Here is a 13,158-nt window from a genome sequence, read left to right as displayed (position 1 = left end):
CGTCGAACTCGAACCGACTATGCTGGGCATACCACCCTGGAGGCGCCCGTGACCGAACTCGAAACCCGTCTAAAGCACATCCGTGACCGTCTGGCCGAGCTGGAGGCCATGGCCCGCGAGGACACCACAGAGGCCGCCCACCGGGTCACGGCCGAGTTGACCCGGGAGCTCAATCAGGCAATCGAGGACGCCGCCGACAGGACCGATGGCACCCACACGCCTGCGGCCAGCGAGCCACGTGCGCCCCGCGACCCGGTCGAAAAATGCCCGCGCTGCACCCTGCGCAGCTTCACCTTCCAGGACGGTACGATCCGGGAACGTGCGAACCAGCCGGGGCATTTCGAGGCGCAATACCACTGCATGAGCTGCGGCCACGAGGCCTGGCGCGAACTGGGCAGCCGCTGATTGATTACCGTCGGCACCCTACGATGCTGACGACCGCGACGAAGCCACCTTTGCCCGGCTAAACCTGGCTCTGGGTCCAGCGCACGATATCTGCCGCCCCCATCGCGCCCGCCTGGCGCGCCACTTCGCGTCCGCCGCGGAACAGCGCCAGGGTCGGGATACTGCGGATCGCAAACCGCCGGCCCAGCTCCGGCTCCGCCTCGGTATTCACCTTCGCCAGCCGCACGGTCGGCTCGAGGTCCGCCGCAGCCTGGCGGAACTGCGGGGCCATCATCTTGCAGGGGCCGCACCACGGCGCCCAGAAGTCCACCAACAGCGGGATATCGTTGCGCTCGAGGTGGCGGAGGAAATTCGTGGCGGTCAGTTCCAGCGGATCCTGGCCGAACAACGACCGATGACACTGGCCACACTTCGGGCCGGCACCCAGCCGTGTCGCAGGGATTCGATTCACCGCGTCACAATGCGGACAGACCACGTGCAGGGCTTCACTCACGGCAGCACCTCGTTCCAGGCAGAAGAAGAAAAGGCCAGCACCCTGATCTTACTCCGCGAGCGCGTGCCTGGATCCATCAGGCCGCAGGATGCCGGGCGAGAAAGTGTTCGGTGCGTTCCACCGCGCGGCGTTCGTTGCGGTCGTTCCAGGATTGCCCGACCAGTTTGCGCATGGTGCCCTCGATGGTCCGCGTCACCAGCAGGTTGCTCAGCATCCGCGCGACATTCGGCAGGTCACGCGGAAACGCCCGCAGTGCCATGGAAAAGCCGATGTCGTCATACAGCACGTAGTGCCAGAACCCCGGCGGGATATAGAGCACATCCCCGTGGTGCAATTCGGCCAGGTGCCCCCGCACATGCCGCAGCGCCGGATGGCGCTGGTAGTCAGGATCCTCGAAGTCCACCGAGGCCAGCGCACTGAATGAGAAAGGCACGTGATACATGTACGGCGTGTACTCGGGAGCGACCAGCAGTACGCGTTTCGGCCCGCCAAAGTGGCACAACAGGATATCCGGGCGGTCGATATCGAAGTGCATCTGCACGCGCGCGTCCTTGCCGCCCATGAACAGCACGGGCAGCTTGCGGAACAGTCGCAAACCGATGTCGGGAAACTCGAAGTCGCGCGCCAGCGTCGGCCGGGCGGCAAACAGGTTGAAGAAGAACAGGCGCAGATCGCGCTCGCCCCCTTCCAGAAGGTCCAGATACTCCGCCAGCGGCATGTGCAGGGACGCGGCGTGCTGATGCTCGTTGTCGCGCGCGGGCCGGCTGTCGTACAGCGGCACCACGGCATCCCCGGCGACCTCGCGAAAATAGTCGGGTGTCCAGCGCTCCCGTGCCGGCCACTCTCGGGTCAGCTCCTCCAGGATCACCGGTTGCGCGACCGCCTTGTACTGCCGCAGGAACGTGTCCGGTTCGACAAGCCCGACCCGCTCTACCGGCGTAGTCTCGATCATTTCCGCTCCCGTTTCCTCGCCTGGGGGAAGCCCGTCAGCCTACCAAGCCCGCCCGCAGCGCGCGATGCTGCGCTGCGGCAACAGCCAGGCAGACAGCAGATGCGTGAGCCACCACACCCCGGAACATACCGCCATGACCACCGCCAGCCATGCAACAGGGTGCATCCACTCCTGCACCTGCCCACCCGGACCCAGCACCCAGTTCACGTTGTTGTCGGCATCCGCGAGCGCGAAGGTCAGCAACAGGATGGCCCAGCCCAGCCCCACCATGTAACGCCAGGCACGGGGGTCATACCCGAGACGCCAGACCATCCAGATCAGCACGAACGGAAGCGGCAGGTGGTAAAGCGACAGCAGGCGCACGAACAGCGGGATCTCGGGGTTGAACATGTAGTGCACAACCCCCAGCGGGGCCCAGCCCCAGACCGCCATGCTCAGCAGGAAATCCAGCACCCAGCCCAGCTCCAGAAGCACGACGGCCACCAGCATCATGCTCGCGATCCGGCGACTCTCCAGCCAGGCCGCCAGCAGCCCGCCCAGTAACGCCACGTTGGAAAACCAGAGAAAATTGAACCAGCCGTGCACCACGGCATACACCGGAACCAGCACCAGCACGAAGGCGAGATAGCTCCACTTGAAGGCGCGGGGGACCCTCTCGCCACTCCCTGTTGTGACCCGCATGCGCGACCCTCTTCTTGCCCGTCCGTGCATTCGGACTCAGGGTAGCAGCATGACCCACACGCCCCGGAAACGCATCGCCCCATGAGACGGCTGTCGTTCCTTTTCCTCGCCCTGTTTCTGGCCACCGCCCCGGCCGCACTGGCTGCGGACCCCGCTGAACCGCCCGCCCCCACCATTGGCCTGGCGCTGGGCTCGGGCGGGGCCGGGGGACTGGCGCATATCGCCATGCTGCAGGTATTCGACGACCGGGGGGTCCTGCCCGACCGCATCACCGGCACCAGCATCGGCGCCGTGATCGGCGGCCTGTACGCCGCCGGGCTCGATGCCGACGAGATCTTCGACCTGTTCGACGACTTTTCCGGATCCGAGCTTGATGCCCTGACCGGGCTGGCGCGCTCCGAGATCAAGCTGCTGGACCTTGTCCCCCTGCGCCTGGGCCGCAATGCCCTGTTCGATTCGGGCGAGTTCCTGCGTTTCCTCGCCGAACACACCGAGGCGCGCGACTTCGACGACCTGCGCATCCCCTTCGCCGTGGTCGCCACCGACTTTCGCACCGGCGAGAGCGTGGTGATCGACCAGGGCGACCTGTTCCTGGCGATCGAGGCAAGCATGGCAGTGCCCGGCCTGTTCGAACCGGTCCGGCACGACGACGGCCAGACCCTGATCGACGGCGGGGCCTCCAATCCGCTGCCCTATGATCTGCTGCAGGGCGAATACGACTACGTGATCGCCGTGGACGTGTCCGGCAATGGCTCGCCGAACGCCACCGAGGACATCGGCATCACCGACCTGCTGTTCAAGAGCTTCAGCATCATGCAGGGCTCCATCATCCGCCACATGACCCGCCTCGACCCGCCGGATCTCTACCTGGTACCGGATACCGGTGGCATCCGATTGCTGCACTTCAACCGGATCGACGAGATCCTGGAGAAGGCGGAGCCCGCCGCCGGGGAACTCCGCGCCCAGCTCGATACCTGGGGCATCCAGCCCCCGGCCCCCAGCCGGTAATCCGTGCCCAGAATCCCTGTTTCATGCCCTATACTCGCGGCATCCACCGTAACGGACACGGTGCCAAGGGAAGCCTGCAAGAACCGTGACCAGCGATAACCCCGATCCCCGGCCAGACGCAAAAGATCCGCCCCCGGGAACCGGCGACGGACGCCATGAGCTGTGGTTTACCCGACGCGATGATCAGGTCTGCGGGCCCTACCCTCAGCGCTCGATCGGGCGCTTCCTGATCCTGGGCCGGCTGCGCCCGGATGACCAGGTCAGCCTCGACCGCGAGACCTGGTGGCGCATCGACCAGCGCCCTCACCTGATCCCCGAAGAGTTGCAGAACGCCCACACCCCGGAGGGCCGCGAACGCCTGAACCAGGCCCGCCTGCGCGAGGACGAACGCCGGCGGGAACGGCGCGACGACAACCCGCCCGCCGAGATCCGCGAGCGCCGCAAGGGGGACCGCCGTTGTCCCGAATCGCCCGCGACGATCTCCCATCGCCAACAATGGGCCGAGATACTGGAACGGCCGGCGCCGCCCTGGAGTGAGTGGGTCCGCGGGCCGCGGCCCTGGATCGCGGGTGGCCTTGCAGTCACCCTGGCCATCGGCCTGCTGCTCGCCTTCGGGATTGCCTTGGAGCGCGACCCCGGGCCCAACTGCGAACAGGCCGCGGGGCCCGGGGTCAACTGGAACTACTGTGACAAGGCCGGTGCCGACCTGCGCGATGCCGACCTGACGGGCGCGTCACTTCACAGCACCCGCCTGGCCGGCGCGCGCCTGCACGGTGCACGGCTGACCGACGCGGATCTGCGTTTCGCGGACCTCGCCCTGGCCGGACTGGAGGGCGCGAATCTCGCTGGCGCCAACCTGACCGGCGCGGACCTGATCCAGGCTCGCCTGGTCGACGCCAACCTCGAGAATGCCAATCTCGCCCACGCCAACCTGACCGATGCCGACCTCTCCGGTGCCCGGCTGGACGCTGCTTACCTAAGCCGCAGCATCTGGACCGACGGCCGCATCTGCGCCCGTGACTCAGTCGGGAGCTGCGACTGACCCGCGGGCGCGCCCTCCACGTGCCACGCCCGGATCCGGATCGATTCCCAGCTCCTCGGCCACCTCCGCCCAGTACGGCTCGGCCTCGCAGGAACAGCAGTCGCACCAATCGGTGACACCGTCATGCATGCTGATCCGGCTGCGCAGGGCCTGCGGCATTCGCGTTCCGGATGTTTCGTGCGACATCGTCGCGCCCCCATCTCCGCCCTCTTTCCGATCCTGGTTCATGGCAACACCTCCCGGCACGGACTCCTCATTCTGACCATAGACGTTGCCGAATCTCCGTGACATTACGGGTACCGGCCTGAGGTCCGCCCCGTGCTACTCTCGATCCGTTCGATCCCGGCCCCTGGTGAATATGGTCACCCGACGCGACAAGGTCCTGCTCTCGGTCTCCGCCGCGACCCTGCTCGGCATCCTGCTGCCGCTCGCCGCCCTGGCCTGGTTCCTGTGGCAGGAATCCGTGGTCGCCGAGGAGAAGCGCCTGGCCGAACTCTCCCAGCGTCTGGGCGAACAGACCGAAGCCGCGCTGGTAGACGCCCGCGAACTACTGGACAGCCTCAACCAGCTGGATCTGGAACCCTGCTCCCCGGAGCACCTGGAACGCCTTCAGGACGCGGCCATCGCACGGCCTCATGTGCGTGCCATCGGTTACTGGCGCGCGGCCGAACGCCAGTGCGGTGCGGGGTTTGTCCAGGGCGAGGCCCTCACACCACCGCGTGCCAGCCGCATCTACGACACCGGCGTGGTCGCCTGGTGGCCGAGCGCGGACACCGCCGTGGGCGGTGTGGAGCTGTTCCTGATGCGCTTCGGCCAGCATGATGTCGCGATCGACCCACGCCTGTTGATCAGTCCGGGCCTGCTGGACAAGCAGCGGGTCGGCCTGTGGGTCGAAGGCCTTCCCATGAGCCGCTATCCCGCTGACGCCGACCTGCCATCACCCGCCGCCACCCCCATTGGCCTGAGCGTCGACCGCGCCCAGGGACGCATCGTCAGCCGCTTCTCGCTGGACACGATCTTCCCGGTCGACATCATTGCCGCGCAGCCGCTGGCGGCTTTCTGGGATCGCTACCTTTCCACCCTGATCGTGGCGGGCATCTTCGGGCTGCTCTTGGTGACCCTCTGGCTACTCCTGGTCCTGCATTACCTGCGCCGCCACCTGAGCCTGGCCAGCGAGCTGCGCGAGGCCATTGCCAACGAGCGCCTGAGTGTCGAGTACCAGCCCATCGTCGACCTCGCGGACGGCCGTTGCCGGGGTGCCGAGGCTCTGGCCCGCTGGCATCGCGAGGGCGACGAGACCATCCGCCCGGATGTCTTTGTGCCGCTCGCCGAGGACACCGGGCAGGCCACCGATCTGACCCTGGCGATCCTGCGCGCGATCCTCCGCGATCTGGGCGACAACCTGCGGGCTCATCCCGAGCAGGCCATCAACCTCAACATTACCGGCCACGACCTGGCCTCCGACCGCTTCGGGGATGCGCTGCGCAAGGCCCTGCGCGAGGCAGGTGTCGCACCCTCCGCGATCAAGCTGGAGCTGACCGAACGCTCCCTGCTCAACGAAGACGCCATCCGCGCCCGCCTGCGGGAACTGCGCCGGCGCGGCCACCACATCGCCATCGACGACTTTGGCACAGGATATTCGAGCCTTTCCTACCTGGAACGTTTCGAACTCGATACACTAAAAATCGACAAGACCTTTGCCGATGCCATCGCCCACGAAGCGGTGACCAGCAATGTCATCGGCCACATCATCGAGATGGCGCGCTCGCTCAATCTGCAGATCGTCGCCGAGGGCATCGAATCGGCCCACCAGGTGGAATGGTTGCGCGCGCAGGGCGTGGAAGGCGGACAGGGCTACCACTTCAGTCGGCCCTTGTCCGCCGAGGCCTTCCTCGACTGGTGCCGCCAACACTGAGGAGACCATGTTCCAATCTTCGAACACCCGTCGCTCGGGCCGAATCCTGGCGCTCCCCCTGTTACTGTCCGCGATGGCCTCGGGCTGTGCCCTGTTGCCGGTGGAGCAGGATGCACCGGCTCCCACTGGCGACCGCCCCGCCTCCGAACCCGCCGCGCCGGAAACCGATACGGCGCCACCCGCAGGCACCGATAGCCAGCCCGAAACGGATACGGATACGGCCGCAGGTACGGATACGGATACCGAGACGGAAACCCGCTCGACGGAACCCACCGAACCGTCGCTGGGCCTGCACATCGCCCGCTCGTCCAGCGCCGAAAGCGAACGACGCGTCTTCCTGAGGGAACAGGGTCACGAAACCCTGGACCCCGGTCGCCTGGGCTACTACATGGACGTCCTGGGGGCCCGCCTGCGCCAGGAGTTGTCCGGACAACCCAGCGCGATCGATCATCAGGATTCGGGTATCCGCGTGACCCTGCCGGAAGGTGCGGACCAGGCCCGCGCCCTGGATACCATCGGCCGGCTGCTCGACGAGTTTGGTGCCAGCCTGGTGACCGTCATCGCGCATGGACACGGCATGGACGCATCCGACACCTCGTCGGAGGGCACGGAGGACGATGCGATGGCGGCGGGCCGCCGCCTGGAGAACGCCGGGGTCGCCCCCGAACGCCTGGTCCTGCGCGTCTTCGGCACCACCACTCCGGCCGGGAACCTCGACAGCGAGGCGTTCTCCCCGCAGATCGAGCTGCTGATCCAGCCCCTCGCCGCCAGCTGATCAATCCAACCACCACGCAATACCGCCTGCGCCCCGAAGAAGGACTTGATTCGCCATGAACGCGACCGCAGCCGACCAGCCGGAGAACACAGGGACGGCACTGGGACCGGGCATCGAATCGCCCACCACGCACCCCGAGATGGAACCGGACAGCACCGTCTATCGCACGCTGCTGGAGTCCACCCGTGCCATCCCCTGGCGCATCGACTGGGCCACCATGCGGTTCACCTACATCGGCCCGCAGATCGAGGCGTTGCTGGGCTGGACGCCGGAGAGCTGGGTCAGTATCGACGACTGGGTGGAGCGTATGCACCCGGACGACCGCGAATCGGTCGTCAACTTCTGTGTGGCACAGTCGCAGTCCGGGGTCGACCACGAGGCCGATTACCGTGCCCTGACCCGGGAGGGCCACTACATCTGGATTCGCGATGTGGTCCACGTGGTGCGCAAGGACGGCGAGGTCGAGGCACTCGTGGGCTTTATGTTCGACATCAGCGAGCGCAAGCAACAGGAAGAAGAGCTGCTGCGCCTGAAGTCCGAACTGGAGGCCCTGTCCTACCGCGATTCGCTCACCGGTATCGCCAACCGTCGGCAGTTCGATCTCGTACTCGAACGCGAGTGGGCCCACGCCCGGCGCGACCAGCGCCCGCTCTCCGCCGTCATGCTCGATATCGACCACTTCAAGGAATACAACGACCGCTACGGCCACCCGGCCGGCGACGGCTGTCTGCAGCGGATCGCCACCTGCCTCGCCGGCGTCGTCGGCCGCGAACAGGACCTGCTGGCACGCCTGGGCGGGGAGGAGTTTGTACTGATCCTGCCCGACACCGATATCGACGCGGCCCACGCGCTGGCCGAGCGCTGCCTGCAGCGCATCCGCGAGGAGGCGATCCCGCACGCGAGTTCCCGCGTGGCCCCCACACTGACCGCCAGCGCCGGGGTCGGCTGCCTCACCCCCGACGAGACCCGCCACGCCACGCAGGTGGTCGAAGCCGCGGACCGCGCCCTGTACCAGGCCAAGCGCGGCGGGCGCGACCGGGTCGCCATTGCCGCGGCCGACACCGCCAAACCCAGGCCCTGAACCATCCCCATCGCCGGTGATCTGAACGGATAGCAACCGGACCGCGCCCGTGCAGGGACCGGAACGCAGTCCATCCGCGGCCGGGCCGAGCGCCAGGGCCGTGATCCACGTCCAGTCCTCGCGCAGCGGTCGCCGGGCCACGTGGAAAACATCCCGGATTCGGACCAGACTCCGGGGAAAGGGGCACCCCGGAGGGAGAGATCGACATGACCAGCCTGCATCACCCCGCTCGGGAACCCGCGCTCTACCGATTTCTCGGGATCGTGCTGCCCCCCGTGGGGGCCTACCGCTACGGCGCCGCCGCCCACAGCTGCGCCGCGCCGATCGCCATCGTCTGGGCGGCCGCCCTCGTCTCCATCGCCTATGCCCTGCTGACCGGCCTGGCCGGCATCTCCGGCTACGGCGGCTTCCCGCTGGCAATCGGTCTGTTCCTGTGGGTGTTTGCGACGGTATGGACCTTCCTCGTCGTGCGAAACGTGCAGGCGGATCCCTCCCTTACCGACCCCCGGACACACGAACAACGCGTCCGCCAGCGCGAGGATGCCCACGACCCGCTGGATCAACTCGATTCCCGCGAACGCCCGCGCTAACATCTCCGCCCGTACCCGCGCCCCACTGAACCGCGCCGCATTGACGCCGCGTGACCGCCCCTGAAATCTGCCTCTTGAATACGGTTTGCGCCTTCAGAATTCCCCTGACAGACTCGGGACAACGCGTTCGGGTGGAAGGGGCCAGCAGGACGCGTCCGACAGGGGAAATGCATGAGCAATTCGTCCGGGGTGAAGGTCCAGTACGAGGACCTGGTGGAAAACCACCCCTTCATCATCATCTGTTATCGACCCGACACCACCATCTTCTATGCCAACCGGGCGGCCCACGAATACTTCGCGGCGCGCCCCGGAAGCCTGCTCGGGCACCGCTGGATCCATGACCTCCCCGAAGAGCGGCAGCCCGAGAACCGCGCCGACCTGCTGCGCTATACCCCCGACGCGCCCGTGCGCACCATCGAGAACCCGGTGCGCCGCGGCGACGGGACCGACCGCTGGATCCGCTGGACCAGCCGCGCCTTTTTCAACGAGGCCGGCGAGATCACCCATTTTCAGACCCTCGGAATCGACGTCACGGACCGCAAGCAGGGCGAACTCCTGCGCGAGAACCTGCTGGGGAGCCTGGCCGAGGGCGTCTTCGGCATCGACGCCGATGGCAACTACACCTTTCTCAACCCCGCGGCCTGCGAACTGCTCGGGTTCGCCAGCGAAGACGAGGCCCTGAGCAACAATTCGCACGAACTGTCGCACCACAGCCGGCCCGACGGCCAGGCCTTCCCCGCCACGGAATGCCCGGTCTACCGGGTCTTGCGCACCGGCGAGCCGTTGCAGGCCTGCGAGGAGTATTTCTGGAGCCGCGCGGGACACGGGTTCCCGGTACTGATCAACGCCGCCCCGCTGTTCGATGCCCGCAACCGTGTTACCGGCGCCGTGGTCTCGTTCCAGGACATCACCGAGCGTCGCGCGGCGCGCGAGGCGCTGGAACGGCGCGAGGCGGAACTGCAGGAGGCGCAGCAGATCGCCCATCTGGGCAACTGGATCTCGGACTTCGACGCCGGGGGCATCCGCTGGTCCAGCGAGGTGTTCCGCATCTTCGGCCTCGAATACGACCAATGGGGTGCGACCCACGAGGCGTTCATGCAGGCCGTGCACCCGGACGACCGCGAGCGCGTGCAGCGCGCGGTCGACGACGCCCTCACCCCCGGAGGACCGGAATACGACATCGAGCACCGCATCGTCCGCCCCGATGGCTCCGTCCGCATCGTCTACCAGCGCGGGAGCGTGGACTTCGATACCCAGGGCCGGCCCCAACGCATGGCCGGCGTGGTGCACGACATCACCGAACGGCGCGAGGCGGAGCGCCACCTCCATTTCATCACCTACCACGACGCCCTCACCGGCCTGCCCAACCGCACCCGCTTTGCCGAACGCGCCGACCAGGCCGTCGCCGATGCCGAGCGCCTGGGGCGTCCACTGGTGCTGGCCCACATCGGCCTGGATCGCTTCAAGAGCGTCAACGAAGGCATGGGCCAGGCCACCGGCGACGAGGTCCTGCAACATGTGGCCCGGCGCCTGGAAAACCGTCTGCCGGTCGGTGGCGTGCTGGCACGCCTGGGCGGCGACGAGTTCGGCGCTCTGCTCCCGGTGGAGTCTCCCGGCTCGGTCGCGGGCGCCGTCACCCGCCTGCTGGAGCCGCTGCGCCAGATCATCAAGGCTGGCGAGCACGAGCTCTATGTGCCCGGTTCCGTCGGGGTCGCCGTGTATCCCCACGACACCCAGGATGCGTCCGACCTGATGCGCCGCGCCGAATCCGCGATGCACCAGGCCAAGCGCACCGAGGGCAATTCCATCCAGTTCTGTTCCGGCGAGCTCAACAACGACGTGCGGACACGCGTCTCGCTGGAGGGCCAACTGCGGCGCGCGGTCGATCACCAGGAAGGGTTCTTTCTCCACTACCAGCCGCGGGTGGCGGCCGGCGATGGCCGTATCGTCGGCGTCGAGGCCCTGCTGCGCTGGGAGGATGGCGCCGGCACGGTGCATTCGCCGGGCGCCTTCATCCCGATCCTCGAAGAGACCGGGCTGATCGTCGAACTGGGCCAGTGGATACTGACCGAGGCCTGCCGTCAGTGTCGGGACTGGCATCAGGCCGGGCTGCCACCGGTCCGCGTGTCCGTCAATCTGGCCGCCCCCCAGTTTCGGGATCGCCAGATGGCGCACAGCATCGACCGGGTATTGGAACACACCCAGCTGAATGCGGACGCCCTGGAGCTGGAGGTCACCGAGAGCATGCTGATGGCCGATACCGACCAGGTCATCCGCACCTTGGGCCAGTTTCGCGAGCGCGGGGTGCGCGTGGCCCTGGACGACTTCGGCACCGGGTATTCATCGCTGGCCTATCTGCGCCGTTTTCCGCTGGATGTGCTGAAGATCGATCGCTGCTTCACCGCGGACCTGGAGACCGAGTCGAGCGCGGGCGCCATCGTGCGCACCATCCTCAGCCTCGCGGATAACCTGGGCCTCGAATCCGTCGCCGAGGGCGTGGAGACCGAGGCGCAGCAAGCCTTCCTGCAGGAGGCCGGTTGCCAGACCCTGCAGGGCTTCCTGTTTGCCCGCCCGCAGCCAGCCGCCGACTGCCAACGGATGCTCGCCGAGCCCGCTTCGTCCGCCGCAGCGCACCCGGGCCGCAGCGCCTGAGCGGTTCCCCGCGCCATGTTCGCGCGCCCAAGCGACGACGCAGCGAGCATGCACATCGATCCGTGTTTCCCTACGATGGACCATCACCAACCGGAGAGCACCGCGTGCGCCTAGCAATCGTACTGGCAGGAATCATGCTGATCGCCGGCTGCAGCGCGCTGCCGCGGGGCGATGATGCCCCGCGCGAGGTGGCCTACATCTGCGCCTACGGCCCCGAACTCACCGCCACCTTCGAGGACGAGCAGGCCGTCCTGGCCTTCAACGGGGCCCGCGCCCGACTACAAGCCACCGAGACGGCCTACGGCGGGCGCTACGCCAATCCCACCGACGACATCGTGTTCTGGACCCGCGACGACGCCGCCATGCTCGAGATGCTGGGCGTGTTCTGGAGCTGTCGCGCCCTGCCCGACCGCGGATGACCGACGCAGCGACCCGTTTCGTCCTGCAGGCCACCTGTGCCCGCACGGCGGTGCGCGGCCCGGTCATCCAGACCCTCTGGAGCGGCTACGGCGAGATCGTGCGCTACCTTCTTGAAGGCGGCGACTCCCCCACAGTCATCCTCAAGCACATCGTGTTCCCCGACGAGCTGGACCATCCGCGCGGCTGGAGCAACAACCGCTCGCATCAGCGCAAGCTCCGCTCCTATCAGGTGGAGATGGCCTGGTACCGCGACTGGGCCAACCAATGCGACGCCACCAGCCGTGTGCCCCGCTGTCTGGATACCGCGACCATCGGCGACGAGCACCTGATCGTGCTGGAGGACCTCGACGCTGCCGGTTTCCCGCAGCGCAGGGACCACCTGACCCGCGCCGAGGCGCGGCTCTGCCTGCGCTGGCTCGCCCGCTTCCACGCGCGTTTCATGGGGCGGGAGCCCACCGGCCTGTGGCCCGAGGGCAGCTACTGGCATCTGGCCACCCGCCCGGACGAATGGGCCGCCATCGAGGACCCGGCGATTCGCGAGACGGCGGCGGCCCTCGACGACGCCCTGACCGGCGCCCGCTACCGCAGCTTGGTCCACGGCGATGCCAAGGTCGCCAACTTCTGCTTTGCGCCAGAGGGCGACGCCGTTGCCGCCGTGGATTTCCAGTATGTCGGGGGCGGCTGCGGCATGCGCGATGTGGCCTATTTCCTCGGGAGCTGCCTGGACGAACGGGAACAGGAGAACTGGGAGGCCGACCTGCTGGATGCCTATTTCGCGGCATTGCGCGAGGCCCTGAACGAACGGGGCAAGGGCACGGAAGCCGACGCCATCGAGCACGAGTGGCGTGCGCTGTTCCCCATTGCCCAGGCCGACTTCTACCGCTTCCTGGTCGGCTGGATGCCGGATCACTGGAAGATCCACGACTACAGCCGCCGCACGGCACTGGCCGTGGTCCGGCGCCTTCAGGAAGGTGGCTTGTCCGACATCCCGTCGGGGGCGGATTCGAGCGCTTCCGCGACCTCCAGCCAGTAGGCCTCGGCCGCACAGCGACCCACAAGCAATCGGCGACCGCCGGCGCATCCGGAACCGCAGGGGCATTCGGAGGCGGCAGATCGGCCCTGGGTCGGCTCACGTCGTTCATGG

14 protein-coding genes are annotated in these 13,158 nt (G+C 67.5%); 10 read left to right on the top strand and 4 right to left on the bottom strand.

The window, feature by feature from the left end:
- The first annotated feature begins 48 nt into the window (after positions 1–48).
- On the top strand, positions 49–405 hold the full coding sequence (locus F622_RS0108405; RefSeq protein ID WP_018144230.1) for a hypothetical protein: 357 nt from the start codon (positions 49–51) through the stop codon (positions 403–405).
- Between the two features lie 58 nt (positions 406–463).
- On the opposite strand, the gene trxC is transcribed toward F622_RS0108405, so the two are convergent.
- The 3 genes from trxC to F622_RS0108390 form a co-directional block, all read right to left on the bottom strand.
- Positions 464–898, bottom strand: a complete 435-nt coding sequence (gene trxC / locus F622_RS0108400; RefSeq protein ID WP_026182010.1) for a thioredoxin TrxC — start codon at positions 896–898, stop codon at positions 464–466.
- Between the two features lie 76 nt (positions 899–974).
- The gene (locus F622_RS0108395) at positions 975–1,850 is read right to left on the bottom strand and encodes a cupin-like domain-containing protein (RefSeq protein ID WP_018170094.1); all 876 of its coding nucleotides are present in this window, start codon (positions 1,848–1,850) and stop codon (positions 975–977) included.
- A gap of 39 nt (positions 1,851–1,889) precedes the next feature.
- Positions 1,890–2,465: a hypothetical protein gene (locus F622_RS0108390; protein WP_019571697.1), complete on the bottom strand. Its 576-nt coding sequence runs from the start codon at positions 2,463–2,465 to the stop codon at positions 1,890–1,892.
- Positions 2,466–2,612: 147 nt separating this feature from the next.
- On the opposite strand from F622_RS0108390, the gene F622_RS0108385 reads away from it, so the two are divergent.
- The gene (locus tag F622_RS0108385; RefSeq protein ID WP_019571696.1) at positions 2,613–3,539 is read left to right on the top strand and encodes a patatin-like phospholipase family protein; all 927 of its coding nucleotides are present in this window, start codon (positions 2,613–2,615) and stop codon (positions 3,537–3,539) included.
- 85 nt (positions 3,540–3,624) lie between these two features.
- On the top strand, positions 3,625–4,581 hold the full coding sequence (locus F622_RS0108380) for a pentapeptide repeat-containing protein (protein ID WP_018170097.1): 957 nt from the start codon (positions 3,625–3,627) through the stop codon (positions 4,579–4,581).
- On the opposite strand, the gene F622_RS0108375 is transcribed toward F622_RS0108380, so the two are convergent.
- Positions 4,561–4,740, bottom strand: coding sequence for a hypothetical protein (locus F622_RS0108375; RefSeq protein WP_018170098.1), 180 nt, complete (start codon positions 4,738–4,740; stop codon positions 4,561–4,563). The two genes, F622_RS0108380 and F622_RS0108375, sit on opposite strands and share 21 nt — an antisense overlap.
- A 199-nt stretch (positions 4,741–4,939) precedes the next feature.
- On the opposite strand from F622_RS0108375, the gene F622_RS0108370 reads away from it, so the two are divergent.
- The 7 genes from F622_RS0108370 to F622_RS0108340 all read left to right on the top strand — a co-directional run bounded on the left by F622_RS0108370 (position 4,940) and on the right by F622_RS0108340 (position 13,047).
- Positions 4,940–6,496: an EAL domain-containing protein gene (locus F622_RS0108370; RefSeq protein ID WP_019571695.1), complete on the top strand. Its 1,557-nt coding sequence runs from the start codon at positions 4,940–4,942 to the stop codon at positions 6,494–6,496.
- Between the two features lie 7 nt (positions 6,497–6,503).
- Positions 6,504–7,271 (top strand): hypothetical protein, encoded by a 768-nt coding sequence (locus F622_RS0108365; protein WP_019571694.1) that lies wholly within the window; start codon positions 6,504–6,506, stop codon positions 7,269–7,271.
- Positions 7,272–7,326: 55 nt separating this feature from the next.
- Positions 7,327–8,352: a sensor domain-containing diguanylate cyclase gene (locus F622_RS0108360; RefSeq protein WP_019571693.1), complete on the top strand. Its 1,026-nt coding sequence runs from the start codon at positions 7,327–7,329 to the stop codon at positions 8,350–8,352.
- Between the two features lie 206 nt (positions 8,353–8,558).
- The gene (locus F622_RS0108355; protein WP_019571692.1) at positions 8,559–8,942 is read left to right on the top strand and encodes a hypothetical protein; all 384 of its coding nucleotides are present in this window, start codon (positions 8,559–8,561) and stop codon (positions 8,940–8,942) included.
- Positions 8,943–9,113: 171 nt separating this feature from the next.
- A complete protein-coding gene (locus F622_RS0108350; RefSeq protein WP_019571691.1) occupies positions 9,114–11,594 on the top strand; it encodes an EAL domain-containing protein in 2,481 nt (826 codons plus the stop codon).
- A 134-nt stretch (positions 11,595–11,728) separates the two neighbouring features.
- Positions 11,729–12,013, top strand: coding sequence for an MliC family protein (locus F622_RS0108345; RefSeq protein ID WP_018175725.1), 285 nt, complete (start codon positions 11,729–11,731; stop codon positions 12,011–12,013).
- Positions 12,010–13,047: a phosphotransferase gene (locus F622_RS0108340; RefSeq protein WP_019571690.1), complete on the top strand. Its 1,038-nt coding sequence runs from the start codon at positions 12,010–12,012 to the stop codon at positions 13,045–13,047. The genes F622_RS0108345 and F622_RS0108340 overlap by 4 nt, the downstream gene beginning before the upstream one ends.
- The last annotated feature ends 111 nt before the right edge of the window (positions 13,048–13,158 follow it).

Origin of the sequence: Thioalkalivibrio sp. ALMg3 (assembly GCF_000381225.1) — a bacterium.
In the GTDB taxonomy this organism is placed as follows: domain Bacteria; phylum Pseudomonadota; class Gammaproteobacteria; order Ectothiorhodospirales; family Ectothiorhodospiraceae; genus Thioalkalivibrio; species Thioalkalivibrio versutus.
Note: the sequence above shows the minus strand (reverse complement) of the source record. Positions and strands in the feature narration are given on the sequence as shown.

What these genes read in the sequence shown, in the direction of transcription:
- F622_RS0108355 (WP_019571692.1), top strand. Translation starts at nt 8,559, where the DNA reads ATGACCAGCCTGCATCACCCCGCTCGGGAACCCGCGCTCTACCGATTT.
- F622_RS0108395 (WP_018170094.1), bottom strand. Translation starts at nt 1,850, where the DNA reads ATGATCGAGACTACGCCGGTAGAGCGGGTCGGGCTTGTCGAACCGGAC.
- F622_RS0108340 (WP_019571690.1), top strand. Translation starts at nt 12,010, where the DNA reads ATGACCGACGCAGCGACCCGTTTCGTCCTGCAGGCCACCTGTGCCCGC.
- F622_RS0108350 (WP_019571691.1), top strand. Translation starts at nt 9,114, where the DNA reads ATGAGCAATTCGTCCGGGGTGAAGGTCCAGTACGAGGACCTGGTGGAA.
- F622_RS0108365 (WP_019571694.1), top strand. Translation starts at nt 6,504, where the DNA reads ATGTTCCAATCTTCGAACACCCGTCGCTCGGGCCGAATCCTGGCGCTC.
- F622_RS0108375 (WP_018170098.1), bottom strand. Translation starts at nt 4,740, where the DNA reads ATGCCGCAGGCCCTGCGCAGCCGGATCAGCATGCATGACGGTGTCACC.
- F622_RS0108360 (WP_019571693.1), top strand. Translation starts at nt 7,327, where the DNA reads ATGAACGCGACCGCAGCCGACCAGCCGGAGAACACAGGGACGGCACTG.
- F622_RS0108370 (WP_019571695.1), top strand. Translation starts at nt 4,940, where the DNA reads ATGGTCACCCGACGCGACAAGGTCCTGCTCTCGGTCTCCGCCGCGACC.
- F622_RS0108385 (WP_019571696.1), top strand. Translation starts at nt 2,613, where the DNA reads ATGAGACGGCTGTCGTTCCTTTTCCTCGCCCTGTTTCTGGCCACCGCC.
- F622_RS0108345 (WP_018175725.1), top strand. Translation starts at nt 11,729, where the DNA reads ATGCTGATCGCCGGCTGCAGCGCGCTGCCGCGGGGCGATGATGCCCCG.